At 70.4% G+C, this 22044-nt stretch carries 22 protein-coding genes; 10 read left to right on the forward strand and 12 right to left on the reverse strand.

Going from position 1 to position 22044, the window contains the following annotated elements:
* The first annotated feature begins 47 nt into the window (after positions 1 to 47).
* Positions 48 to 1247 carry an efflux RND transporter periplasmic adaptor subunit gene (locus tag ACSBPG_RS15855; protein WP_435538154.1) on the forward strand — a complete coding sequence of 400 codons (1200 nt, stop codon included), beginning with the start codon at positions 48 to 50 and terminating at the stop codon, positions 1245 to 1247.
* Positions 1244 to 4384: an efflux RND transporter permease subunit gene (locus ACSBPG_RS15860; RefSeq protein WP_435538155.1), complete on the forward strand. Its 3141-nt coding sequence runs from the start codon at positions 1244 to 1246 to the stop codon at positions 4382 to 4384. The genes ACSBPG_RS15855 and ACSBPG_RS15860 overlap by 4 nt, the downstream gene beginning before the upstream one ends.
* 123 nt (positions 4385 to 4507) lie before the next feature.
* Here the strand turns inward: ACSBPG_RS15860 and nifW are convergent, their stop codons facing one another.
* The 6 genes from nifW to ACSBPG_RS15890 form a co-directional block, all read right to left on the reverse strand.
* Positions 4508 to 4834 carry a nitrogenase-stabilizing/protective protein NifW gene (gene nifW, locus ACSBPG_RS15865; protein WP_435538156.1) on the reverse strand — a complete coding sequence of 109 codons (327 nt, stop codon included), beginning with the start codon at positions 4832 to 4834 and terminating at the stop codon, positions 4508 to 4510.
* The gene (cysE, locus tag ACSBPG_RS15870) at positions 4831 to 5628 is read right to left on the reverse strand and encodes a serine O-acetyltransferase (RefSeq protein WP_435538157.1); all 798 of its coding nucleotides are present in this window, start codon (positions 5626 to 5628) and stop codon (positions 4831 to 4833) included. The genes nifW and cysE overlap by 4 nt, the downstream gene beginning before the upstream one ends.
* 14 nt (positions 5629 to 5642) lie before the next feature.
* Positions 5643 to 6800 (reverse strand): homocitrate synthase, encoded by a 1158-nt coding sequence (gene nifV / locus ACSBPG_RS15875; RefSeq protein WP_435538158.1) that lies wholly within the window; start codon positions 6798 to 6800, stop codon positions 5643 to 5645.
* Between the two features lie 164 nt (positions 6801 to 6964).
* On the reverse strand, positions 6965 to 8167 hold the full coding sequence (nifS, locus tag ACSBPG_RS15880; RefSeq protein ID WP_435538159.1) for a cysteine desulfurase NifS: 1203 nt from the start codon (positions 8165 to 8167) through the stop codon (positions 6965 to 6967).
* Between the two features lie 4 nt (positions 8168 to 8171).
* Positions 8172 to 9104 (reverse strand): Fe-S cluster assembly protein NifU, encoded by a 933-nt coding sequence (gene nifU / locus ACSBPG_RS15885; protein ID WP_435538160.1) that lies wholly within the window; start codon positions 9102 to 9104, stop codon positions 8172 to 8174.
* Between the two features lie 38 nt (positions 9105 to 9142).
* Positions 9143 to 9523 carry a HesB/IscA family protein gene (locus tag ACSBPG_RS15890; RefSeq protein WP_435538161.1) on the reverse strand — a complete coding sequence of 127 codons (381 nt, stop codon included), beginning with the start codon at positions 9521 to 9523 and terminating at the stop codon, positions 9143 to 9145.
* A gap of 251 nt (positions 9524 to 9774) precedes the next feature.
* On the opposite strand from ACSBPG_RS15890, the gene ACSBPG_RS15895 reads away from it, so the two are divergent.
* From ACSBPG_RS15895 to ACSBPG_RS15905, 3 genes are all read left to right on the forward strand, one after another.
* Positions 9775 to 10278: a hypothetical protein gene (locus ACSBPG_RS15895; RefSeq protein WP_435538162.1), complete on the forward strand. Its 504-nt coding sequence runs from the start codon at positions 9775 to 9777 to the stop codon at positions 10276 to 10278.
* A gap of 172 nt (positions 10279 to 10450) precedes the next feature.
* On the forward strand, positions 10451 to 10708 hold the full coding sequence (locus ACSBPG_RS15900; RefSeq protein WP_435538163.1) for a type II toxin-antitoxin system RelE/ParE family toxin: 258 nt from the start codon (positions 10451 to 10453) through the stop codon (positions 10706 to 10708).
* Entirely contained in the window at positions 10705 to 10986 is a 282-nt protein-coding gene (locus tag ACSBPG_RS15905) for a helix-turn-helix domain-containing protein (protein WP_435538164.1), read from the forward strand. Before ACSBPG_RS15900 ends, ACSBPG_RS15905 begins: the two co-directional genes overlap by 4 nt.
* Before the next feature lie 10 nt (positions 10987 to 10996).
* On the opposite strand, the gene ACSBPG_RS15910 is transcribed toward ACSBPG_RS15905, so the two are convergent.
* Positions 10997 to 11347: a hypothetical protein gene (locus ACSBPG_RS15910; RefSeq protein ID WP_435538165.1), complete on the reverse strand. Its 351-nt coding sequence runs from the start codon at positions 11345 to 11347 to the stop codon at positions 10997 to 10999.
* Positions 11348 to 11419: 72 nt separating this feature from the next.
* Positions 11420 to 13021 (reverse strand): exodeoxyribonuclease VII large subunit, encoded by a 1602-nt coding sequence (gene xseA, locus ACSBPG_RS15915; RefSeq protein ID WP_435538166.1) that lies wholly within the window; start codon positions 13019 to 13021, stop codon positions 11420 to 11422.
* Positions 13022 to 13137: 116 nt separating this feature from the next.
* On the opposite strand from xseA, the gene ACSBPG_RS15920 reads away from it, so the two are divergent.
* From ACSBPG_RS15920 to purD, 4 genes are all read left to right on the forward strand, one after another.
* The gene (locus ACSBPG_RS15920; RefSeq protein WP_435538167.1) at positions 13138 to 13569 is read left to right on the forward strand and encodes a hypothetical protein; all 432 of its coding nucleotides are present in this window, start codon (positions 13138 to 13140) and stop codon (positions 13567 to 13569) included.
* A gap of 35 nt (positions 13570 to 13604) precedes the next feature.
* Complete coding sequence (locus tag ACSBPG_RS15925; RefSeq protein WP_435538168.1) at positions 13605 to 14924, forward strand: KGGVGR-motif variant AAA ATPase; 1320 nt, start codon at positions 13605 to 13607, stop codon at positions 14922 to 14924.
* 2 nt (positions 14925 to 14926) lie between these two features.
* Positions 14927 to 16387 carry a hypothetical protein gene (locus ACSBPG_RS15930; RefSeq protein WP_435538169.1) on the forward strand — a complete coding sequence of 487 codons (1461 nt, stop codon included), beginning with the start codon at positions 14927 to 14929 and terminating at the stop codon, positions 16385 to 16387.
* 89 nt (positions 16388 to 16476) lie between these two features.
* Positions 16477 to 17763: a phosphoribosylamine--glycine ligase gene (purD, locus tag ACSBPG_RS15935; RefSeq protein ID WP_435538170.1), complete on the forward strand. Its 1287-nt coding sequence runs from the start codon at positions 16477 to 16479 to the stop codon at positions 17761 to 17763.
* A gap of 105 nt (positions 17764 to 17868) precedes the next feature.
* On the opposite strand, the gene ACSBPG_RS15940 is transcribed toward purD, so the two are convergent.
* Entirely contained in the window at positions 17869 to 18162 is a 294-nt protein-coding gene (locus ACSBPG_RS15940) for a hypothetical protein (RefSeq protein ID WP_435538171.1), read from the reverse strand.
* A gap of 164 nt (positions 18163 to 18326) precedes the next feature.
* Between ACSBPG_RS15940 and ACSBPG_RS15945 the strand changes: the two genes are divergently transcribed.
* On the forward strand, positions 18327 to 19061 hold the full coding sequence (locus tag ACSBPG_RS15945) for a Crp/Fnr family transcriptional regulator (protein ID WP_435538172.1): 735 nt from the start codon (positions 18327 to 18329) through the stop codon (positions 19059 to 19061).
* Positions 19062 to 19098: 37 nt separating this feature from the next.
* Here ACSBPG_RS15945 and ACSBPG_RS15950 read toward each other — a convergent pair whose 3' ends face one another.
* From ACSBPG_RS15950 to ACSBPG_RS15960, 3 genes are all read right to left on the reverse strand, one after another.
* Positions 19099 to 19299: a hypothetical protein gene (locus ACSBPG_RS15950; RefSeq protein ID WP_435538173.1), complete on the reverse strand. Its 201-nt coding sequence runs from the start codon at positions 19297 to 19299 to the stop codon at positions 19099 to 19101.
* A gap of 117 nt (positions 19300 to 19416) precedes the next feature.
* Entirely contained in the window at positions 19417 to 20772 is a 1356-nt protein-coding gene (locus tag ACSBPG_RS15955) for a four-carbon acid sugar kinase family protein (RefSeq protein WP_435538174.1), read from the reverse strand.
* Complete coding sequence (locus ACSBPG_RS15960; RefSeq protein WP_435538175.1) at positions 20769 to 22043, reverse strand: RuBisCO large subunit C-terminal-like domain-containing protein; 1275 nt, start codon at positions 22041 to 22043, stop codon at positions 20769 to 20771. The genes ACSBPG_RS15955 and ACSBPG_RS15960 overlap by 4 nt, the downstream gene beginning before the upstream one ends.
* Position 22044 lies beyond the last annotated feature (1 nt).

Here is a 22044-nt window from a genome sequence, read left to right on the forward strand (position 1 = left end):
TATATAGCGGGCCAAGTGTGCGCTGCACAAGCTCCGCGGGATCCACCATGACCGGCCGTTCAGCACCCCGCCTTTCCACCGTTTCCGCCGCCTTCCTCGTCCTCGGCGTGCTGGCCCTCGCCGCCTGCGACGATTCGCCCAAGGCCGCCCAGGCCCAGCAGGCGCCCCCGCCGCCGCCCGAGGTGGTCGCCATGACGACGGCGGCGCGCGACGTGCCGCTCGGCTTCGAGTACGCCGGCCGGGTGACCGGATCGCGCGAGGTCGAGGTGCGGGCGCGGGTCGGCGGCATCCTCCTGGAGCGCGCCTACGTCGAGGGGGCGGTGGTCAAGCAGGGCGAGGTGCTGTTCCGCATCGATCCCGAGCCCTACCGGGTGAAGCTGGCGCGGGCCGAGGCGCAGCTGCGCCAGGAGCAGGCGCGGCTGCTGCAGGCCGAACGCAACTGGAAGCGCATCGCGCCGCTGTACGACCGCGGCACGGTGAGCGGGCGCGAGCACGACGAGGCGCTGTCGGCGCTCGACCTCGCCAAGGCCAGCGTCGCGGTGGCCGAGGCCGAGCTGGAAGCGGCGCGCATCGACCTCGCCTACACCGAGGTCAGGGCGCCGGTCAGCGGCGTCACCAGCCGCGAGGTGGTGTCGGAGGGCAGCCTGATCGGCACCGCCACCGACGACAGCCTGCTGACCCACATCACCCAGCTCGATCCGGTCTACGTGAACTTCGCCATTCCCGACGCCGAGGCGGCGCTCTACCGCGGCGCCGTGCGGCGCGGCGACGTGGCCCTGCCCGCCGACGGCCGCCTGGCGGTCGAGGTCCGCACCACCGCCGGCGGCGTGCTGGGGGCCGGCCGGCTCGACTACACCGACCGCACGGTCGACCCCAGGACCGGCACGATCCAGGCCCGCGCCGTCGTGCCCAACCCCGATGGCACGCTGATGCCCGGCCAGTTCGTGCGGGCGGTGGTGAAGGGCATGACCCTGAAGGACGCGGTGACGGTGCCGCAGAAGGCGGTGATGCAGGGTCCCCAGGGCCCCTTCGTCTACGTCGTGCCGGGCGAGGGCGCGGTGCAGGCCCAGGTGCGCCCGGTGGCGCTGGGGCGCAGCGTCGGCCAGGACTACGTGGTGGCCGACGGGCTGAAGCCCGGCGAGCGGGTGGTGACCGAGGGCGTCATCAAGGTGCGCCCGGGCGCCACCGTGCGCGCGGTCCCGCCGCCGGTCAAGGAGGCCGCGGCCGAGACGGGGCAGGCGCGATGATCTCCCGCTTCTTCATCGACCGTCCGGTCTTCGCCACGGTGCTCTCGGTGATCATCGTGCTGGCCGGCCTCGTCGCCATGCGGGCGCTGCCGATCTCGCAGTATCCGGAGATCGTGCCGCCGGAGGTGGTGGTCTCCGCCACCTATCCCGGCGCCAGCGCCGAGGTGATCGCCGAGACGGTGGCGGCACCGCTGGAGCAGCAGATCAACGGCGTCGACCGCATGCTCTACATGCGGTCCAGCAGCTCGTCCTCGGGCACGGTGTCGGTCACCGTCACCTTCGAGATCGGCACCGATCCCGACCAGGCGACCATCGACGTCAACAACCGCGTCCAGGCCGCCCAGGCCCGCCTGCCCGAGGAGGTCCGCCGCCAGGGGGTGACGGTGCGCAAGCGCTCCACCTCGATCCTCCAGGTCGTCACCATGTCCTCGCCGGACAAGCGCTACGACCCGGTGTTCGTGTCGAACTACGCGCTCCTCAACGTCATCGACGACCTGAAGCGCACCCCGGGCGTGGGCGACGCCTCGCTGTTCGGGGCCAAGGACTACTCCATGCGCATCTGGCTGCGGCCGGACAAGCTGGCGCAGTTCGACCTGACGCCCAGCGACGTCGCCGCGGCGGTGCGCGAGCAGAACTCGCAGTTCGCCGCCGGCCGCTTCGGCGAGGAGCCGATGGCCTCGCCGCAGACCTTCACCTACAGCGTGACGACGCCGGGCCGCCTGCTCGATCCGGAGGAGTTCGGCAACATCATCCTGCGCTCCGACAGCAACGGCGCGGCGCTGCGCCTGAAGGACGTGGCGCGGGTCGAGCTGGGCGCCCAGGACTACAACTTCGTCGCCACCTACAACGGCAGCCCGGCGGTCGCCATCGGCGTCTATCTGCAGCCCGGCGCCAACGCCCTGGCGACGGCGGAAGCGGTGCGCGTCAAGATGGCGGAGGTCGCCAAGCGCTTCCCCGAGGGCATCGCCTATTCCATCCCCTTCGACACCACGAAGTTCGTCCAGGTCTCCATCGACGAGGTGATCCACACCTTCGTCGAGGCGCTGATCCTCGTCGTCGCCGTGGTGTTCATCTTCCTGCAGAACTGGCGGGCCACCCTGATCCCGCTGCTGGCGGTGCCGGTGTCGCTGATCGGCACCTTCGCCGGCATGTACCTGCTGGGCTTCTCCATCAACCTGCTGACCCTGTTCGGCATGGTGCTGGCGATCGGCATCGTCGTCGACGACGCCATCGTCGTGCTGGAGAACGTCGAGCGCATCATGAGCCAGGACAAGCTGTCGCCGCGCGACGCCGCGTTCGAGGCGATGGAGGAGGTGAGCGGACCGGTCATCGCCATCGTCCTGGTGCTGTGCGCGGTGTTCGTGCCGGTGGGCTTCATGGGCGGGCTGGCCGGGCAGATGTACAAGCAGTTCGCCATCACCATCGCCGTCTCGGTGGTGATCTCCGGCATCGTCGCGCTGACCCTGACGCCGGCCTTGTGCGCGCTGATCCTCAAGCCCGGCCACGGCGAGCCGGCCTGGCCGTTCCGGGTCTTCAACCGCTGGTTCGACGGGGTCACCCGCGGCTATCTCCGCGGCGTGCGCTTCTTCACCCGCCGCGCCGTGCTCAGCCTGACCCTGTTCGCCGTGCTGATCGGCGGCACCGTGGCGCTGTTCCAGCGCGTCCCCGGGGCGCTGGCGCCGGAGGAGGACCAGGGCTACGTCTTCATGATGCCGGTGCTGCCGCCGGCGGCGTCGCTGAGCCGCACCGCGGCGGTCACCGACACCGTCAACGGCATGCTGATGAACCACCCGGCGGTCGCCGACGTGGTGACCTTCGCCGGCTTCGACCTCTTGTCCATGTCGAACAAGACCAGCGCCGGCGTCTCCTTCGTGACCTTGAAGGACTGGTCGGAGCGCCGCGAGCCGTCGCAGGACGCGCGCGCCCTGACCGGCGCCTTCATGGGCATGGCGTCGGGCATCAAGGACGCCATGGTGCTGTCCTTCAACCCGCCGCCGATCACCGGCATGAGCACGACCGGCGGCTTCGAGCTCTACGTCCAGAACCGCGGCGGCGGCGACGCCGAGGCGCTGATGCAGGCGACCAACGCGCTGGTGCAGGAGGCGGCCAAGCGCCCCGAGCTGGCCGGCGTGCGCACCACCTTCTCCACGTCGGTGCCGCAGTTCCGGGTCACCGTCGACCGCGACAAGGTGAAGGCGCTGGACGTGCCGCTCAACGTCATCTTCGACACGATGCAGAGCACCTTCGGCAGCCTCTACATCAACGACTTCACGCTCTACGGCCGCGCCTACCGGGTGAACCTGCAGTCGGAGCCGGAGTTCCGCGAGAAGCCGGAGGACCTGCGCCACGTCTTCGTGCGGGCCAACTCCGGCGAGATGATCCCGCTGGACAGCCTGGTGACGGTCAAGCGCATCATCGGTCCCGACCTGATGGAGCGCTTCAACGTCTTCCCCGCCGCCAAGGTGATGGGCAACCCGGCGCCCGGCTACAGCTCCGGCCAGGCGCTGGCGGCGATCCAGGAGGCGGCGGCCAAGGTGCTGCCCGACACCTTCTCCGTCGGCTTCGTCGGCTCCGCCTTCCAGGAGCAGGCGACCCAGGGCACGGCGGCGCAGGCCTTCGTCTTCGGCATCATCATGGTGTTCCTGATCCTGGCGGCGCAGTACGAGCGCTGGTCGCTGCCCATCGCCGTGGTGACGGCGGTGCCGTTCGCGGTGTTCGGGGCGGTGCTGGCGATCTGGTTGCGCGGCCTGCAGAACGACGTCTATTTCCAGATCGGCCTGGTCACCCTGATCGGTCTGGCCGCCAAGAACGCCATCCTGATCGTCGAGTTCGCGGTGCAGCGCCAGCACGAGGGCCTGAGCGTCTTCGACGCGGCGATGGACGCGGCGCGCCTGCGCTTCCGCCCCATCGTCATGACCTCGCTCGCCTTCATCCTGGGCTGCGTGCCGCTGGCGATCAGCTCGGGCGCCGGTGCGGGCAGCCGTCACTCCATCGGCACCGGCGTCATCGGCGGCATGCTGGCGGCGACCTTCCTGGCGATCTTCTTCGTGCCGCTGTTCTTCCGCCTGCTGTCGCGCGAACGGCGCGGCAAGAGGGCGGTGGCGGCCGTCCAGGGTGAGACGCCGACCCAAGCCTGATAAGGGCGCTCTCCGGCTTCGGGGGCGTTCGGATGAAAAGCGCAAAGATTGTAAGATCGAAAGATTATAATAATTCTTATATTCTTATGATCTTATAATATTCCTATTATACATCGGAACTATTCACGAGCGCAGGGTCAGCGCATCGAGCGGCACGAAGCGGTCGCTCATCTTGCGTGCCTCCTCCTTGTGGACCTTGAAGGTCTTCTCGGCGACGGCTGACGAGGTGACGAAGTCGGTGTAGGCGCGCAGCAGATGGGCGCGGTAGCGCGCCGCCAGCGCCTCGTCGTCCAGCCCGTCCATGGGCGCGTCGGCGCCGAGATAGTCGTGGAAGCGCTGCAGGATGTGCAGCCGGTTGACGTGGACCACGCGCTGGTCGAAGGGCACGCCGAGGAAGCTCAGGAAGTCCTCGGCGGTCTCCAGGTCCTCCAGCTCGTCGTTGAAGCTCATGGGGTGGCACTCCGGCGGGTGGGGGTGGGGGGAGGGGCGGCGACGGTGCAGCAGCCGTCCTGGTCGCAGAGGTCGCCGCAGGCGGCGCAGACGATGCCGCCGAGCCGCGCCCCGTCGAAGGGGGCGGCGGCCGCCTCGGCGGCGGTGTGCGCCTCCAGGCGGGCCTCGATGCGGTTGATGTGGTCGATCAGGCAGGCGATCGCCTTGCCCACGGGATCGGGCATGAGGTGGTGGTCGAGGTCGATGCCGTGCTGCGGCAGCGCCTTGGGCGTCGGGCGCACGACGCGGCCGGGGATGCCGACCACCGTCATGCCGTCGGGGACGTCCTTGGTGACGACCGAGTTGGCGCCGACCCGGGCCCCCCGACCGACGGTGATCGGCCCGAGGATCTTGGCGCCCGAGCCCACCAGCACGCCGTCGCCCAGGGTCGGGTGGCGCTTGCCGCGGTTCCACGAAGTGCCGCCCAGCGTCACCCCGTGGTAGAGGGTGACGTCGTCGCCGACCTCGGCGGTCTCGCCGATCACCACGCAGGCGCCGTGGTCGATGAAGAAGCGCCGGCCGATGCGCGCCCCGGGGTGGATGTCGACGTTGGTGAGCGCGCGCGCGAGGTAGGCGAGGAAGCGGGCCGGCCACAGCAGGCGGCGTTTCCACAGCGCGTGGGCGACGCGGTGGCCGATCACCGCCTGCACCCCGGGATAGCAGGTCACCACCTCCCAGCGCGTGCGCGCCGCCGGGTCGCGGTCGAACACGCAGGCCACGTCTTCCTTGAGCAGGGTCCAGAGAGCGGCGGCCATGGCGGCGTCTCCCTTCAGGCGGGAACGGCGACGGACAGGGGGGCGGGCAGGGTGGCGGCGGCGAGGAAGGCGCGCAACTCGTCCGACGACGGCGGCCGCTTGGCCCGGGTGGCGAGGGCGCGCACCTCGGCCAGCACGAGCCGGGCGGTGGCGTCGTCGACGGCGATGCCGAGCTGCCGGTAGGCCATCCGCACCGCCGCGGTGCCGGAGTGCTTGCCCAGCACGATGCGGTGCTCGCGCCCGACCTCGGCCGGGTCGAAGTTCTGGTAGGTGCGGCGGTCGCGCAGCAGCCCGTCGACGTGGATGCCGGCCTCGTGGGTGAAGACGGCGTCGCCGACGATCGACTTGTTGACCGCGACCGGCCGGTTCGACGCCGCCTCCACCAGGTCGGAGATGGCGCCGAGCGCCTGGGTGTCGACCCCGGTGTCGCGGCCGTGCAGCACCTTCAGCGCCATCACCACCTCCTCCAGGGGCGCGTTGCCGGCGCGCTCGCCCAGGCCGTTGACGGTGGTGTTGACGTGGGTGGCGCCGCCCAGCACGGCGGCCAGCGAGTTGGCGTTGGCGAGACCGAGGTCGTCGTGGGCATGGATCTCGATCTCCAGGTCGGTGGCGCGGCGCAGCCGCTCGATGCGGGCGCGCGTCTCGAACGGGTCGAGCACCCCCAGGGTGTCGGCGAAGCGGAAGCGCCGCGCCCCGGCGAGCTGGGCCACGGTCGCCGCGGTGACCAGGAAGTCCATGTCGGCGCGGCTGGAATCCTCGCCGCCCAGGCTGACCTCGCAGCCCCGGTCGCGCGCCGCCTTGATCTTGCGCTCGATCTCCGAGAGCACCCAGGCGCGGGTGCGGCCGAGCTTGCGGGCGATCTGCACGTCCGACAGCGGCATGGACAGGTTGACGAAATCCACCCCGCAGCCGGCGGCGGCGCGCAGGTCGGCGTCGTGCATGCGGCACCACAGCATCAGCCGGGCCTTGAGGCCGAGGGCGGCGACGGCGCGGATGCCCTCGCACTCCTCCTCGCCCATCGCCGGGATGCCGATCTCCAGTTCCGGCACGCCGGCAGTGTCGAGCGCGCGGGCGATGGCGAGCTTCTCCTCCAGGGTGAAGGCCACGCCCGCCGTCTGCTCGCCGTCGCGCAAGGTGGTGTCGTTGACGGTGACGAACCCGGACTTCGGCATGCTCGGCATCCTCGGGAGGCGATACGCGTTCGGGGAGCGTGGTTGCGCCAGCCCCCCTCCTAACCTCCCCCCACTTCGCGGGGGGAGGAACCGTTCCCTCCCCCGCGTCAGTGGGGGAGGGTTGGGTGGGGGGTCGGCGCAACCACGTCCCCCTGGTCCCGGCGCTACGCGTAGACCGGCTGGAACGCCTTCGGCGCCGCGCCGGCCCCCGACCAGTAGGGCGACAGCGCCCGCAGGCGGGCGATGATCTCCGGCATCACCCGGACGACGGTGTCGATCTCCTCGTCCGTCGTCTCCCGCGACAGGGAGAAGCGGGTGGCGCCGTGGGCCGCCGTGTAGGGCACGCCCATGGCCCGCATGACGTGGCTCGGCTCCAGCGAGCCCGAGGTGCAGGCCGACCCCGAGGAGGCGGCGATGCCGTGCTCGTTGAGGAGCAGCAGGATCGCCTCGCCCTCGATGTACTCGAAGGCGACGTTGCAGGTGTTGGGCAGCCGGTTGTCCGGGTTGCCGGTGACGAAGCAGTTGGGGATGGCGTCGAGCAGGCCGCGCTCCAGCCGGTCGCGCAGCGCCCGCACCCGGGTGTTCTCCTCCGCCATGTGGTGCAGCGCCAGCTCCGACGCCGCCCCCAGCCCGACGATGCCGGGCGCGTTCTCGGTACCGGCGCGGCGCGAGCGCTCCTGGTGGCCGCCCCGCAGCAGCGGCCGGAAGCGGGTGCCGCGCTTGACGTAGAGGGCGCCGACGCCCTTGGGCGCGTGCAGCTTGTGGCCCGAGAGCGACAGCAGGTCGATGGCGCTGTCGGCCAGCCGCATGGGGATCTTGCCGACGGCCTGGACGGCGTCGGTGTGGAACAGCGCGCCCGCCGCCTTGGCCCTGGCCGCCAGCTCCTCGACCGGGAAGAGGGTGCCGGTCTCGTTGTTGGCCCACATGATGGAGACGATGGCGACGTTCTCCGAGAGGGCCCGCTGGTAGGCCTCCAGGTCGAGGTCGCCCTTGCCGTTCACCGGGATGCGGTGGACGGTGTAGCCGCGCTTCTTCTCCAGGTACTCGCAGAGCGACAGCACGGCCGGATGCTCGACCACGCTGGTGACGATCTCGCGCTTCTTCGGGTACGCCTCCAGGGTCGAGAGGATGGCGGTGCTGTCGCTCTCGGTGCCGCCCGAGGTGAAGACGATCTCGCTGTCGTGGGCGGCGCCCAGGAGCGCCTGCACCTGCTGGCGCGCCCATTCGATCTTGCCGCCGACGGCGCCGCCGAAGCCGTGCATGGAGGACGCGTTGCCGAACTGCTCGGTGAACAGCGGCAGCATCTCCGCCAGCACCAGCGGGTCGACGCGGGTGGTGGCGTTGTTGTCGAGATAGATCCCGGTCATCGTCTCAGGCCCCCGCCGGCATCAGGGAGGCGGGCTTGACCCGCACGAACTCGCCCAGCTTCTCCACCAGCTTCATCTGCACCCCCATCATGGTGCCGGCCGACTGGGAACAGCCGGAGCAGGCGCCGCTGAGGCGCACGTAGATGTCCTTGCCGTCGATGTCGACGAGTTCGACGTCGCCGCCGTCGCGCTGGACCTGCGGCCGGATCTCCTCGATCGCCAGCATGATCGCCTGCATCCGCTGCACGTTGGTCATCTTGCCCGCCGCGGTCGGCGCCGGGGTCTTGGCCTGCAGCGGCTTGATGGCGTCGAGGCCGACCATGCCGCCGACCATGCCCTTCTGCGCCTTGGCGCCGATCTCCTTGCCGGCCTTGGCGAGGACCGCCTCCAGCACCTCCTCGATCTTCTCGTGGCAGGTCTGGCAGGAGCCGCCGGCCTTGGTGTAGTGCGTCACCTCCTCGAGCGTGGAGAGGTTGTTCACCGTCACCGCCCGCTCGATCATCGCCGCGTCGACGCCGAAGCACTTGCAGACGAGCTCGCCCTCCTCGTGATCGTCGGCCCACGCCTCGCCCTTGTAGGCGGCGATGGCGGCGTGCAGCGCCTCCGCCCCCATGACCGAACAGTGCATCTTCTCCGGCGGCAGGCCGCCGAGATAGTCGGCGATGTCGCGGTTGGTCAGCGCCAGCGCGGCCTCGACCGTCCGGCCGATGATCAGCTCGGTGAGCGCCGAGGAGGAGGCGATGGCCGAGCCGCAGCCGAAGGTCTGGAAGCGCGCGTCCTCGATCACCTCGGTGTCGGGGTTGACCTTCAGCATCAGCTTCAGCGCGTCGCCGCAGGAGATGGAGCCGACCTCGCCGACCGCGTTGGCGTCGTCCAGCACGCCCGCGTTCTTCGGGTTGAAGAAGTGCTCCTTGACCTTGTCGGTGTAGTTCCACATGGCGGGATCTGCCTTTTCCTGGGTCGGCGTGGGGGTGCTCAGTGGGCGTGGCTGCCGCAGCCGCCGGCGGCGGACGCGGGCGGCGTCGAGCAGGTCCCGGCCGAGAACGACTTGCCGCAGCCGCAGGAGCCGGTGGCGTTGGGGTTGTCGAAGCGGAAGCCCGAGCCCTCGATGCCCTCCACGAAGTCGACGACGACGCCGTCGAGGAACGGTTGGCTGGCGGCGTCGACGAAGACGGTGACCGGGCCGAACTCCAGCACCGCGTCGTCGTCGCCCGGCTCGACCTCCAGACCCATCTGGTACTTCAGCCCGGCGCAGCCGCCGTCGGCCACGGCGATGCGCAGGCCGCGCGCCGCCGGAGCGGACCCCGCCAGCACCCGTTCCAGAGTGGCCACCGCCGAATCCGTCAGCGTCACCATGTCTCGCCTCCTTGCTGGTCAGCGTGTCTGCCCGTGCTTCAAGCAACTCTCGGGCCAACCAAAGGATGCGTGCGTTTCCAAGGGCTTGGGTCGGCCTTGTGGTGCGGCGACCTGACGCGTTTGCGACAAGGGGCTGTCGGGTTCACGACAAGACCCCCCGGATTCGGGCCGGCCTGCCGCTTGCATGGGCGCGATGACGCCACACGGAAAATGTGGGTATTGGGCGAGGTCCGACAGAAAAGGGGGAGGGGATGGTCCGACCGATCGAACTGCGCATTCCCGACGGCCGCATGGCTTTCGGCGATGTGCCGGAGCGCGTCGACGCGCTGCTGCAGGAGGCGGTGGCGGCGCGCCACGACGAGGCGCGCTGCGAGGCGCTGCTGTGGCAGGCGCACCAGGCGGGGCCGCGGGTGCTGCCGGTGTTCTTCGCGCTCTACAAGTTCTACTTCAACCGCGCCCGCTACGCCGACGCCGAGCGGGTGGCGCTGATCGGCCTGGACGGCGCCGCAGCACTCGGCGGCTGGCCGGCCGACTGGCGGCTCCTGGAGGCCGGCGGCACCGACTGGCCGGCGCCGGGGGCGCCGCGCTTCGCCCTGTTCACCCTCAAGGCGCTGGCGTTCATCCGCCTGAAGCGCGGCTTGTTCGCCGAGGCCAACGAACTGCTGGCCAAGCTGGAGCGGATCGACCCCGACGACCACGTGGGCTGGAGGGTGATCGCCGGCCTGGCGCGGGACGTGGCGGGGGAGGGGGAGTAGCGGGGGTGGACGTGGTCGCGTCGGGCGGCGCCCGACGCGACCAACTGCCTCGCGACTTCTCCGCACATATAAAATCTTGTATGATCCATCGCCATGAAGGACCCCAAGCCCATCGCCTTCCGTGGCAGTGCCCTCGACGGCCTCCGGGCCTTCCCGGAAGGGGCGCGGCGGAATGCGGGCTTCCAACTCGACAAGATTCAGCGCGGCGGCGAGGAAGGACTGGAAGCCGATGCCGTCGATCGGCTCCGGGGTTCAGGAGATCCGCATTCGCGATCCCGATGGAGCCTTCCGGGTCATCTATGTGGCGAAGTTTGCGGAAGCGGTTTACGTGCTGCACTGTTTCCAAAAGAAGACGCAGAAGACGGCCGGCGCGGACATCGAATTGGCCGCGCGGCGGTATGGCGACCTGCTGAAGGAGCGGCAACGATGAGTGAAGACCGGTTCGCCAGCGTCTGGGACGCAATCGAGGATACGCCGGCCGAGGCGGAAAACATGAAGCTCCGTGCGGCGTTGATGATGGAACTGGAAGCGCGCATCCGCGAGCAGGGCTGGACCCAGGCCGAGGCGGCTCGGCGGCTCGGCGTGACCCAGCCGCGCATCTCCGACCTGATGCGCGGCAAGATCGCTCTGTTCGGTCTGGACACGCTGGTCAATATGGCGGTCGCCGCCGGTCTGCGCGTCGAGATGCATCTGGTGAAGGCTGCCTGACGATAACTGCTCAAACCCGGTGCCGGGATCGGCTTCCTGCGTAGGATGTTGAGGATGGCGCGGAGATCGCGTTCCAGCCTTTGCCGGTATTGGCGTCGCGTGCTGGCGCCAGGGCGTGGCGTCGCCGGGCCAGGGCGAAGACGCGCAGGAAGAGCGCCTTCATCCGTGGGGAAGGCCGCATCGCCTGCCTCGATGGCGGAAGTGCAGTCGCGCAACTGATGCGCGGGACAGACCTGCCAATCGTGGCATGGTCTTGCTGGGAGCGGTGGAGCTCGGACACCCGCAGCGCCGGGCGATGCGCGCCGAGCACCTCGGCCACCACCACCGCGGCGCGGGTCGGGCGGATGATGTGGATGACCACCGCCTCGTTCTGGAACACCCGGTTGCAGCAGGTGTGGCCATCGATGCGCAGGGCGGTTTCATCGGAGTTGCGTCAGAACAAATCCCCCTGCACCGGTGCCTTGTAGGGTTTGTGCTCCTTCACCGCCGGCTTCTCGCGCATCACGGCCGGGCGCTTCGCCGCACCGTCCACCGTCGCCTCGGCGCGTCCGTCGTGGAAGACGAGCGTGACCGGCCGACCCGGGGTGGCGTCGGCGGCGCTGGTCAGAGGGCGGCCGTCGCGGTCCTCCACCAGGGCGAAGCCGCGGGCCAGCACCCCCTTGTAGGAATAGCTCTCCAGGAGCTGGCCGGCGGCGGCGAGGCGGGCGGCGCGTTCCTCCACCGCCTTGGCGTAGCCGCGCTCCAGCCGCGGCGTCAGGTCGGCGAGCCGGCGGGCGCCGTCGGCGACGCGGATCGTCACCGGGCGCAGGGAGAGCCGCCCGGCGGTGCGCTCGAACTGGCTGCCGGCCCGCAGCACGGCCTGGCGCAGGCCGGCGTCGAGGCCGCGGGCCTGCAGGGTCAGGGCGGCGCGGGCGTCGGACAGCTTCTCCCGGGGGTGGCGCAGGCGGGCGCCGAGCTCGGCGGCGCGGGTGCGGCGGCGCTCCAGCAGGGCGGCCAGCGCCAGGTCGAGGCGCTCGGCGCGGTCGTCGAGGCGCTGGGCGTGGCCCTCCAGCAGCGCCCGCGGATCGCCGAGGCCGCGCGCCAGCCCTTCGATCCGGTTGCGCCGCTCCTCCAGCAGGCGGTGGGTGCAGCCGACCATCCGGCGGGCGCCGTCCAGCACCTGGGCCAGCAGCTCGGCGCGCACCGGCACCGCCATCTCGGCCGCCGCGGTCGGGGTCGGGGCGCGGCGGTCGGCGGCGTGGTCGATCAGGGTGGTGTCGGTCTCGTGGCCGACGGCGGAGATCAGCGGAATGGCGCTCGCCGCGGCGGCACGCACCACCACCTCCTCGTTGAAGGCCATCAGGTCCTCCAGCGAGCCGCCGCCGCGCGCGACGATCAGCACGTCGGGGCGCGGCACCGGGCCGCCGGGCGCCAGACGGTTGAAGCCGGCGATGGCGGCGGCGACCTGGGCCGCGGCGGCCTCGCCCTGCACCGCCACCGGCCACAGCAGCACATGGCGCGGGAAGCGGTCGTCGAGACGGTGCAGGATGTCGCGGATCACCGCCCCGGTCGGTGAGGTGACGACGCCGATGACCTCGGGCAGGAAGGGCAGCGGCTTCTTGCGCGCCGGGTCGAACAGCCCTTCGGCGGCGAGGCGGTGCTTGCGCTCCTCCAGCATCTTCAGCAGCGCGCCCTCGCCGGCCAGCTCCATGGTCTCGATGACGAGCTGGTACTGCGAGCGGCCGGGATAGGTGGTGATGCGCCCGGTGACGATGACCTCCAGCCCCTCCTCGGGCTTGACCGCCAGCTTGGCGACGGTGCCGCGCCAGCACACCGCCTCCAGCACGGCGGTGTCGTCCTTCAGCCGCAGGTAGCAGTGCCCCGAGGAATGGCGCTTGGGCTGCGAGATCTCGCCGCGCACGCGGACGAAGCCGTAGGTGTCCTCCAGCGTCCGCTTGAGGGCGCGCGCGAGGTCGCCGACCGAGTATTCCGGCAGGTTCGACCCCGGGCGCGGAGCAGGGGCGACGAGGGGGGAGGGATCCAGGTCTTGAGTCATGGCGGCGCCATGATACAAGGCTTGGTGTCGGCAACAAGCGTGAAGGATGGGGTGCCATGAAAGTCCTGGTCGTCCGCTCGGAACAGGACGGGCATGCCATGGGTGAGGCGCATTGAATGGTCAGGCACAGGCCGTCGCGCTGTCCGGAGGATTTTGCCGACGCGGCGAAACGCCATTGGCACGACGCAGAGGAACTGTACGCAACGCGTACGGCGGCGGCGGACCACCATGTCGGCATCGCTGCGGAATGCGCGGTGAAGCATGCGATCTGCACGTCCTATGCGACGTCGCTTTCCGGTGCGCCGCGGATGCACATCGACAAGCTCTGGGGGCAGGCTGCGGCGTTGATCGACCCCGTGCGTTTCAATCAGCTTCAGGCGACGCTCAGCGGCGCAAATCCGTTCGATTCCTGGAGCATAGACGACCGGTATGCGAACACGGCGTTCATCTGCAATGATATTGACGCCGACGATGGCGGGGGGCCGCGCCGGGACGTTCGCCGGAGGGCGGTGCAAGTCATCCTCCGGCAGGCTGGTTTGATGCCCTAGGGGCGCAAGGGGGAATCAGGATGGATCGTCCGGTTATGTTCGACGACGCCCTGGACAATGCCAACACCCTGATCGTGTCATGGATCGGGGACGGGCGCATCCACATTCCCCAAGGGCGGTTCATCGTCATTACCCGCGATCCGTTCGGGCGGTGCGGCGTCGTTCTGCCCGTCGACGATGCCTTCGGGGAAGGCAGCGGGGGCATCGACGGCTTTCGCGATGCGTTGCGCCCGCTGCTTGGCCGCCATGGTCTGCCGGGAGATGACATCGCTCTCCTGCCGGGCGAGCATATCGCCCCGAACCTGATCTTTGATGATCCCACACTTGTTTTGGTTGATCGTTCGGAACCTCGCATCCGCCTCCTTGATCGTTTGCAAACGAACCAGGATTGGTTGCGTCCGCCACTGCGTGTGCAGCCGGTGTTGCCGCTCGGTGTCGGCTTCAGCATCAAGGGCGGTGTCGGCCGCAGCACCGCGCTTGCGGTTCTCGCGCTGGCGCTGGCGCGCGACGGCCACCGCGTGACGGTCATCGACCTCGATCTTGAGGCTCCCGGAATGGGAGCGTTGCTTCTCGGCGAGGACCTGCCGGATTTCGGCGTGGTCGACTGGTTGACCGAGGCGCTGGTCGGCGACGCCCCGGCGTCGTTGGTCGACGACTTCCGTATCCGCGCGCCGGCGGTCAACGCCAACGGGTTCAGCGGCGATGTTCAGGTGATTCCCGCCTATGGCCACAAGACCCGCGACTACGTCGCCAAGGTCGGGCGCGTCTATATGCCCACGGCCTTTCCCGACCACGGGCTTGAGCGCCTGGCTGATCGCCTGGACCGCCTTGTCTCTACGTTGGCCAGGGATCCAACGCCGCCGGATGTGGTGCTGATCGACGCGCGCGCCGGTCTGCACGACACCGGGGCCGCCGTGGTGACCCAACTCGGAGCACAGGTGTTCCTCTTCGGAAGGGACGAGCCTCAGAATTGGGATGCCTACGGGCGATGGCTCGATCATCTCCGCCGCTCCGCCCAGATCGGGACGAGCGACGAATACGACGATCTTCGTCTGCGCCTGAAGTGCGTGGCGTCAATGCTGGAAGATGTCGGCGAGTCGCAAGAACGCTGGCGCCGACGGTCCTATGAGACGTGGCAGCGGATCTACGATGAAGGCGATGGCCCCTATTCGTTCATCGAGCAGGATGAGGCTGCCCCTCATTTCCCATTGCCGACTGCATTCACGGCTGCCGTGCGCCGGGCGAACCTGACGGACCGGACCCTGGAGGACCAGTGGGCTCTGATCGGTCCGGCATTTCAAGCATTCATTGGCGGAGCCAAAGAGCTCCTGCTCTTGAGAAACGACGGAGCCTGATCGTGGCCGCAATGATGCTTCCGACGCTGCCCGTCCGACGCGTGTTGGAAAAGCTGACGCCGAACCTCGTGCAGGCTCAAGAGGACCTGAATCCGCCGCCGCCGCCGAAGGTCTTTCTGCCGCCGGGGCACCGCAATGCCTTCGACTGGAACAGCAGCATTGTGGTTGGCATGCGGGGAGCGGGCAAGAGTCTGTGGACCGCGGCACTGACGGACGACACTCTGCGACAGATCATGGCTCGGGAGTGGCGGATCGACCTGCTGAAGGACTTGGAGGTTCATGTCGCGTTCGGTCAGGCGCAATGGAATGAACAGTTTCCATCTCCCGACACGCTCACTCACCTCGTTGCGGACTTCGAACCACGGCTCATCTGGAAGACGGTGGCGGTCAAGCGCGCAATAGCCAATCAGGAAAGCGCCTTTGCGGGTCTCGACGATTGGCAGGGGCGGGTCGCCTGGGTGTCATGCCATCCCGAGAAGTCCGATCGCCTGCTCCTCGGATTGGAGCGGGAGCTCACGGAAGGTGGCAGGCGGTTGATTTTTGTTTTCGATGCTTTGGATCGTCTCTCCAGCGACTGGGGCGTCATGCGTTCCCTGGTGAAGGGGGCGCTGCAGTTTGCGCTGTCTTTGCGCATGACAACCGGTATGCGGGCCAAGTTGTTTCTGCGTCCGGACATGGTCGATGATGCCGAGATCTGGACCTTCCCCGACAGCTCAAAGCTGCGGCAGAGTCAAGCGGGCTTGAATTGGTCCTTTCTCGATCTATACGGTTTGATCATACAATACACGATTAATGACGATGAGCATGGATCGGAAATTCGCAGCTCTATTTCCCAATTTGTTGAGGACGGACGAGAGCGGGGGTATGTGATAGCGAGAGATTGGCGAAATGAGGATGCCTTCATCCGCCGCGTCGTCGAAGCCATGGCAGGACCCTACATGGGAAGGGACCCGCGCCGCGGTCGCACCTTCACCTGGATTCCCAATCACCTCGCGGATGCCGAGGGGCAGGTAAGCCCGCGCACGATGCTTCTGGCGTTCGGGGAATCGGCCATTCAGACCGACCGGAAGTTCCCGGATCATCCTCTCGCGTTGCATTTTCGTGCGATCAATGACGGTGTGACGCGGTCGTCGCGGACGCGGGTGAACGAACTGCGTGAAGACTACCCCTGGGTGCAGCCCTTGCTCGAGGCGTTGAGGGGGCTTACCGTTCCCTGCAACCCGGAACTCCTATTCGAACGGTGGGATGCCGCAACGATCGACAGCATGGCCTCCGGAGGAAAGCTGCCGCCCAAGAAATTCACGACCGATCCCGTCCGCCGCGGCAAGGTCGAGGTCCTGATCGAGGATCTGGAGGATTTGGCGGTTCTGTCGAGGGCCGAAGGTGGTCGCATCAATTTCCCCGACATCTTCCGCGTGGCAGCCGGGATGAAACGGAAAGGCGGCGTGCCGGCGGCGCGCTGACGCCCGCAAGCGGTATCCAGGGCTTGAGTCGGGCCGACGCCGCGACTACAAGGCGTCACGTCGCCAACACGCGTGAGGGATGGGGTGCCATGAAAGTCCTGGTCGTCGGGTCCGGCGGGCGCGAGCACGCCCTGTGCTGGGCGATTTCGGGCTCCCCCTTGTGCGATGCCCTCTACTGCGCGCCCGGCAACGCCGGGATCGCCGACGTCGCGACCTGCGTGCCGATCAGGGCCGACGACGTCGACGGTCTCCTCGCCTGGGTGAAGGACAACGCCATCGACTTCGTCGTCGTCGGGCCGGAGGGGCCGCTGGTCCTCGGCCTGGTCGACCGGCTGACGGCGGCCGGCGTCAAGGCCTTCGGGCCGAGCGCCAGGGCGGCGGAGTTGGAAGGCTCCAAGGGCTTCATGAAGGACGTGCTGGCCCGGTACGGCGTGCCGACCGCGGCCTACGGCCGCTTCACCGATGCCGGCGCCGCCAAGGAGTTCGTGCGCGCCAACGGCGCGCCCATCGTGGTCAAGGCCGACGGGCTGGCCGCCGGCAAGGGCGTCACCGTCGCCCGCACCCTGGACGAAGCCTTCGCCGCCATCGACGAGGCGCTGGTGGGCGGGCGCTTCGGCGCCGCCGGCGCCGAGATCGTCGTGGAGGAGTTCCTCGCCGGCGAGGAGGTCAGCTTCTTCGCGCTGTGCGACGGCGAGACGGCGCTGCCGCTGGCCTCGGCCCAGGACCACAAGGCGGTGGGCGAGGGCGACACCGGCCCCAACACCGGCGGCATGGGCGCCTATTCCCCGGCCCCGGCGCTGACGCCGGAGCTGCAGGAGCGGGTGATGCGCGAGATCGTCCTGCCGACGGTCCGCGGCATGGCCGCCGAGGGACGGCCCTTCACGGGCGTGCTGTTCGCCGGCCTGATGATCGTCGACGGCCCCAGCGGCAAGGTGCCGAAGACGCTGGAGTTCAACGTCCGCTTCGGCGATCCCGAGTGCCAGACCTTGATGATGCGCATGAGGTCCGACGTCCTGGCGGCGCTGGTGGCCGCCGCCGACGGCGTGCTCGGGAGCTTCGACGTGCGCTGGCGCGACGAGGTGGCGCTGTGCGTGGTGATGGCCGCCAGGGGCTACCCCGGCGACTACGCGAAGAACACCGAGATCCGCGGCCTCGCCGCCGCCGCCGCGGTGGAGGGGGTGACCGTCTTCCACGCCGGCACGGAGCGCGCCGCGGACGGGCGGGTGCTGGCGACCGGCGGCCGGGTGCTCGGCGTCACCGCCAGCGGCGCCACCGTCGCCGAGGCGCAGCGGCGCGCCTACGCGGCGGTCGACCGCATCGACTGGCCCGACGGTTTCTGCCGCCGCGACATCGGCTGGCGGGCGGTGGGGCGCTGAGTCACTTCGGCCTGGGGCGTCGGATGGCGGCCGCGGCCAGCGTCATGCCGTGTCTCTGTCTTGGGCCGCCACCATCCGCGCCCTGGACGTGCGCGGGCGCCGCCGTCACGCGTCGCCGTCGTCCGACGGGGCCGGCGGACACGGTGCGCCATCGGCTGGAGCATCTGCGGGCGGGGCCTCCGCGGAGCCGTCGGTCGGCACGGCATCCACCACCAACGCGTCGGCAGGCATGTCCCCAACCGCGACGCGGTTCAGGAGCCGGACATTCCAGGTGTCGGCGGTGGTGGAGGAACGCCTGAAATCCTGGCGCAGACGGCGCGCCTCCTCGATGGCCTTGCGCGCCCGCTGCATCAAGTCCCGCCGGTGACGCCTGAGGCGTTCAAGCTCCTGATCGTCCATTTCCCATGTCCCGCGCCGCGGCTGATCGCCGGTTGTGCGTCCAACGAAGCACGACGGGCGGCGATGGTCGGTACGCTACCGCGCATAAAGGCCCGGTGCCTTTGACGCGGTGCGCCTGTTGACCCCGGGGAGGATTCCCACGTGACAGCGTCAGGGGCATCACCATGGAGAGCGGCAACCACATTCTCGGCGGCCTCTCGCCCGAGGAGGAGGGGGTGCTCCGGCCCCATCTGGAGGCGGTCGCCTTGCCGCACAAGATGACGTTGTTCGGACCGGACGAGGAGATTGCCCACGTCTACTTCATCGAGCGGGGATGCGCCTCGCTGCTCAACGTCCTGCCGGACGGTGAAGCGGTGGAGGTGGGAACGATCGGCAACGAGGGGCTGGTCGGCACCGCCGTCGTGCTCGATGCCGATCGGATGCCATGCCAGTGCGACATGCAGATCCCGGGCGATGGCTGGAGGATGCGCTCGCACGCGTTCAAGGCCGCCGTCCGCGAGAGCGACACGTTGCGAAGCAAGCTCTTGCGCTTTGCCCAGGCACACTTCAACCAGGTCGCCCAAACCGCGGCGTGCAACCGGCTCCACTCCATCGAGGAGCGTTGCGCCCGCTGGCTGCTGATGACCCGCGACCGGGTCGGCGAGGAGTTCCCGTTGACCCAGGAGTACCTGGCCATGATGCTCGGCGTGCGGCGGGCCGGGGTCACCGTCACGGCGAGGCTCCTGCAGAACGCCGGATTGATCCGCTACACGCGGGGGCGCATCACGATCCTCGATCCGGCCGGGCTGGACGAGGTCACGTGCGACTGCTACCGGATCATCCGCGACGAGTTCCGCCGCCTCGTCCCGGGAGGGGGGACCTATCCGGCGGGGGGACGGCAAGGCGAGCCCAGCCGCTGAAGGCCGGAAAGCCGGGCCTGCCGGTCGGTCCCGCCGCTCACCCGCAGCCGCTGCAGCCCGGTGCGGCGGACGGCTGCACGAAGCGGGCGACGAACGCCAGCGCCTCGTCGTCGCTGGCCGCACGGTTGGTGCGCTGGTAGAGCCGGGCCGCCGCGTGCAGTGCCGCGTCGTGGCCGTGCCTGGCGGCGTTCTGCTGGTAGGCCTTGATCAGGAAGCACCCTTGGGCATTCGCGCACATCGTCGCCTCGGCGGTTCGGGATCGGCGGTTCGGGAGCGGTGTCGGCGCACCACCGTCGGGCGTTCGTCGCGCGGTGGCAACCCCGGACGGAGTGGGGATTGCAACTCTTGATCTGGATCAGGAGCGCCCGGACCATGCCGCGGCGAACCGGTCGAACAGGTCGCCGCCGCCCATCTGGCCGCCCTTGAGCATCAGCCACACGTCGCCGCGGCCGGGCGTGCGGCCGGTGCAGACGGCGACGCCGGGATCGAGGGTGCCGCGGTAGGCGAGGCTCGCGAAGCCGAGACGCCGGACGACCACGCTGGAGGTGTCGCCCCCCGCCACGCCGAGCGCGCCGACCGGCGCCGCGGCGACGATGTCGGCCGCCAGGTCGGCGAGGCGGCGGGCGAGGGTGAGGGCGTTGACCCCGTAATCGCGCTCCGGAACCAGGTGCGCCAGCACGTTGCGGCCGCCGCCCAGGGCCGCCGCCACTGCGGCGACGAGCCGCGCCGCCGCGGCGCCGTCGGCGACCGCCTCGGGCGTGACGGCGACGCGCTCGAAGCGGGTCGCCGCGGCGACCTGCGCCGCCGTCACGGCGGAGCGGCTGCCGGCGACGACCAGGCAGGGACCGGCCGCCGGCGCGGCGGCGGTCGCCACCGCGGGCGCCCCGGCGCCGGCACCGGTGCCGGCCGTCAGGCTCTCGGCGACGCTGCTGGCGCCGACCAGCACGATCGGCCGGCCGCCGGTCTCCAGCCGGCGCAGGGCCGCGCCGAGGGTCGCGAGCTGGGCCGTCTCGGCGACGTCGACCAGCAGGCGGCTCCCGCCACCGGCCCCTTTGCCGGCCCGATTGTCGGCTCCATTGCCGTCCCCGCTGCCGGCGAGCAGGCCGGACAGCCGGGCGGCGAGGGATGCGGCGTCGTCGCCGATCTCCGTCCACGGCACCAGGGCCAGGCCGGCGAGCCCCTGGGCTTCGAGGTGGAGGCGCAGGTCGGACTCGGCCATCGGCGTGGTCGGGTGCGTGCGCATGATGGGGTGGCGGTCGATCCGGTGCACCGTCCCGTCGGCCGCGGCGGCGAAGAGATGGCCGAACAGGCAGTAGCGGCGCAGGCTCGGCTGCCCGCCGACCACCGCCACCAGGGCCGGCCCGAGCCGCGCCTCCAGGGCGCGCACGGCGGCGCCGATGTTGCCGGTCTGCGGCCCGCTGTCGAAGGTCGAGCAGACCTTGTAGTGGACGAAGCGCGGCCGAACCGCGGCGATCGCCCCGGCAATCGTGTCGACGCGCCGGTGGATCGCCTCGGGATCGAGGGCGCGCAGCTCGGTCGCCACCCCGACGGCGTCGAGCGGTTCGGCGGCGAGTGCCGCCGCGTCCGGCGGGTCGAGGAAGAGGCGCGTCCGGCGGCCGGCCCGGGCCAGGGTCGCCAGGGTGTCCGACGCGCCGGTGAAATCGTCGCCGACGAAGACGATCTCCGGGCCGCGGCCGGCCGGGCCGGTCATGACCCGAAGAACTCCAGCGCCGCCCGCAGCTCCGGCCACGCCGCCGCCGCGTCGGCGAGGGACCGCCCCTCGGCCAGCGCGTCGTGGGCCTGGCGCAGGCTGCGGACGCCGGCGGCCGGGCCGCCGGGATGGGCGAGGATGCCGCCGCCGGCGAGGAACATGAAGTCGGCACCGCCGACCGCCTGCAGCGTGCGCGGCAGGGTGCCCGCCCACTGGCCGGAGGAGAACACCGGCAGCACCGCGTCGCCGGCGTCCGCCGCGTCGGCCGCCAGCCCGGCCAGGCAGCGGCGCGCCGCCGTCTCGACCTCGTCGGCGGCGTCGGCGAACTTGCCGCCGATGCCGTGGACGTGCAGGTGGTCGACGCCGGCCAGCCGGTAGAGCGCTTGGTAGGCGTCGAAGCCGATGCCGAGCGCGGGGTGGCGGGCCATCGCCCCGAAGCCGTTGCGGTGGCCGTGCACCGCCAGGGGCGTCCAGCGGCGCAGGGTCTCCGCCCCGGACAGCCCGATCCAGTTGAGGCTGGCCATGACGCAGGAGCCGCCCTCGCGCTCGACCAGGTCGGCGTGGCGCCGCATGGCGTCGGTCTCGTCGGTGATGTTGAACGCCACCATGACGTCGCGCCCGGTGCGGTCGCGGTGGGCGCGGACCTTCGCCATGACCGCCGGCACGCGCTCGGCGAGCGGCGCGTGGTCGGGGTCGGCGCAGATCTCGTCGTCCTTGATGAAGTCGACGCCGGCCTCGCACAGCGCCGCCACCAAGTCGGCGATCGCCTCGGCCGACAGGCCGACGTTGGGCTTGATGATGGTGCCGAAGAACGGCCGGCCGTGCACGCCGAGGCGCTCGCGGGTGCCGGCGACGCCGAACGCCGGCCGCTCGAAGCGCGCCCGCAGGGCGGCGGGCAGCGCGACCGAAAGGAGCCGCAGCCCGGTCACCTCGCCGAGGTCGTAGAGGTTGCCGGCGACCGTCGCCGCCAGGGTCGGCAGGTTGCGGCCGGTGTTGGCCGCGGGATAGGCGATCCGCACCCGGGCGCGCCGCCACGGGCCGGCGGTTCCCTTGCGCTGCAGGTAGGCGCTGGCCAGGCTGGGCGCCGCGGCCGCCTCGGTCTCGTCCACCGCCAGCACCCGCGCCGCCGCCCGCCGGCGCAGCTCGTCGGTCTCGCCGGCGACGCGCACGAAGGTGCCGCAGCTCTGCTCGCCCGCCATGATCCCGGCGACCGTCTCGGGGTCGAGAGGCGTCTCGATCAGGTAGGTCGCTTCGACGAAGTCGGGGCTCATG

Origin of the sequence: Azospirillum sp. ST 5-10 (assembly GCF_051225715.1) — a bacterium.
Taxonomy (GTDB): domain Bacteria; phylum Pseudomonadota; class Alphaproteobacteria; order Azospirillales; family Azospirillaceae; genus Azospirillum.

What these genes read in the sequence shown, in the direction of transcription:
- ACSBPG_RS15855 (WP_435538154.1), top strand. Translation starts at nt 48, where the DNA reads ATGACCGGCCGTTCAGCACCCCGCCTTTCCACCGTTTCCGCCGCCTTC.
- ACSBPG_RS15860 (WP_435538155.1), top strand. Translation starts at nt 1,244, where the DNA reads ATGATCTCCCGCTTCTTCATCGACCGTCCGGTCTTCGCCACGGTGCTC.
- nifW (WP_435538156.1), bottom strand. Translation starts at nt 4,834, where the DNA reads ATGAGCTTCAACGACGAGCTGGAGGACCTGGAGACCGCCGAGGACTTC.
- cysE (WP_435538157.1), bottom strand. Translation starts at nt 5,628, where the DNA reads ATGGCCGCCGCTCTCTGGACCCTGCTCAAGGAAGACGTGGCCTGCGTG.
- nifV (WP_435538158.1), bottom strand. Translation starts at nt 6,800, where the DNA reads ATGCCGAAGTCCGGGTTCGTCACCGTCAACGACACCACCTTGCGCGAC.
- nifS (WP_435538159.1), bottom strand. Translation starts at nt 8,167, where the DNA reads ATGACCGGGATCTATCTCGACAACAACGCCACCACCCGCGTCGACCCG.
- nifU (WP_435538160.1), bottom strand. Translation starts at nt 9,104, where the DNA reads ATGTGGAACTACACCGACAAGGTCAAGGAGCACTTCTTCAACCCGAAG.
- ACSBPG_RS15890 (WP_435538161.1), bottom strand. Translation starts at nt 9,523, where the DNA reads ATGGTGACGCTGACGGATTCGGCGGTGGCCACTCTGGAACGGGTGCTG.
- ACSBPG_RS15895 (WP_435538162.1), top strand. Translation starts at nt 9,775, where the DNA reads ATGGTCCGACCGATCGAACTGCGCATTCCCGACGGCCGCATGGCTTTC.
- ACSBPG_RS15900 (WP_435538163.1), top strand. Translation starts at nt 10,451, where the DNA reads ATGCGGGCTTCCAACTCGACAAGATTCAGCGCGGCGGCGAGGAAGGAC.
- ACSBPG_RS15905 (WP_435538164.1), top strand. Translation starts at nt 10,705, where the DNA reads ATGAGTGAAGACCGGTTCGCCAGCGTCTGGGACGCAATCGAGGATACG.
- xseA (WP_435538166.1), bottom strand. Translation starts at nt 13,021, where the DNA reads ATGACTCAAGACCTGGATCCCTCCCCCCTCGTCGCCCCTGCTCCGCGC.
- ACSBPG_RS15920 (WP_435538167.1), top strand. Translation starts at nt 13,138, where the DNA reads ATGGTCAGGCACAGGCCGTCGCGCTGTCCGGAGGATTTTGCCGACGCG.
- ACSBPG_RS15925 (WP_435538168.1), top strand. Translation starts at nt 13,605, where the DNA reads ATGTTCGACGACGCCCTGGACAATGCCAACACCCTGATCGTGTCATGG.
- purD (WP_435538170.1), top strand. Translation starts at nt 16,477, where the DNA reads ATGAAAGTCCTGGTCGTCGGGTCCGGCGGGCGCGAGCACGCCCTGTGC.
- ACSBPG_RS15940 (WP_435538171.1), bottom strand. Translation starts at nt 18,162, where the DNA reads ATGGACGATCAGGAGCTTGAACGCCTCAGGCGTCACCGGCGGGACTTG.
- ACSBPG_RS15945 (WP_435538172.1), top strand. Translation starts at nt 18,327, where the DNA reads ATGGAGAGCGGCAACCACATTCTCGGCGGCCTCTCGCCCGAGGAGGAG.
- ACSBPG_RS15950 (WP_435538173.1), bottom strand. Translation starts at nt 19,299, where the DNA reads ATGTGCGCGAATGCCCAAGGGTGCTTCCTGATCAAGGCCTACCAGCAG.
- ACSBPG_RS15955 (WP_435538174.1), bottom strand. Translation starts at nt 20,772, where the DNA reads ATGACCGGCCCGGCCGGCCGCGGCCCGGAGATCGTCTTCGTCGGCGAC.
- ACSBPG_RS15960 (WP_435538175.1), bottom strand. Translation starts at nt 22,043, where the DNA reads ATGAGCCCCGACTTCGTCGAAGCGACCTACCTGATCGAGACGCCTCTC.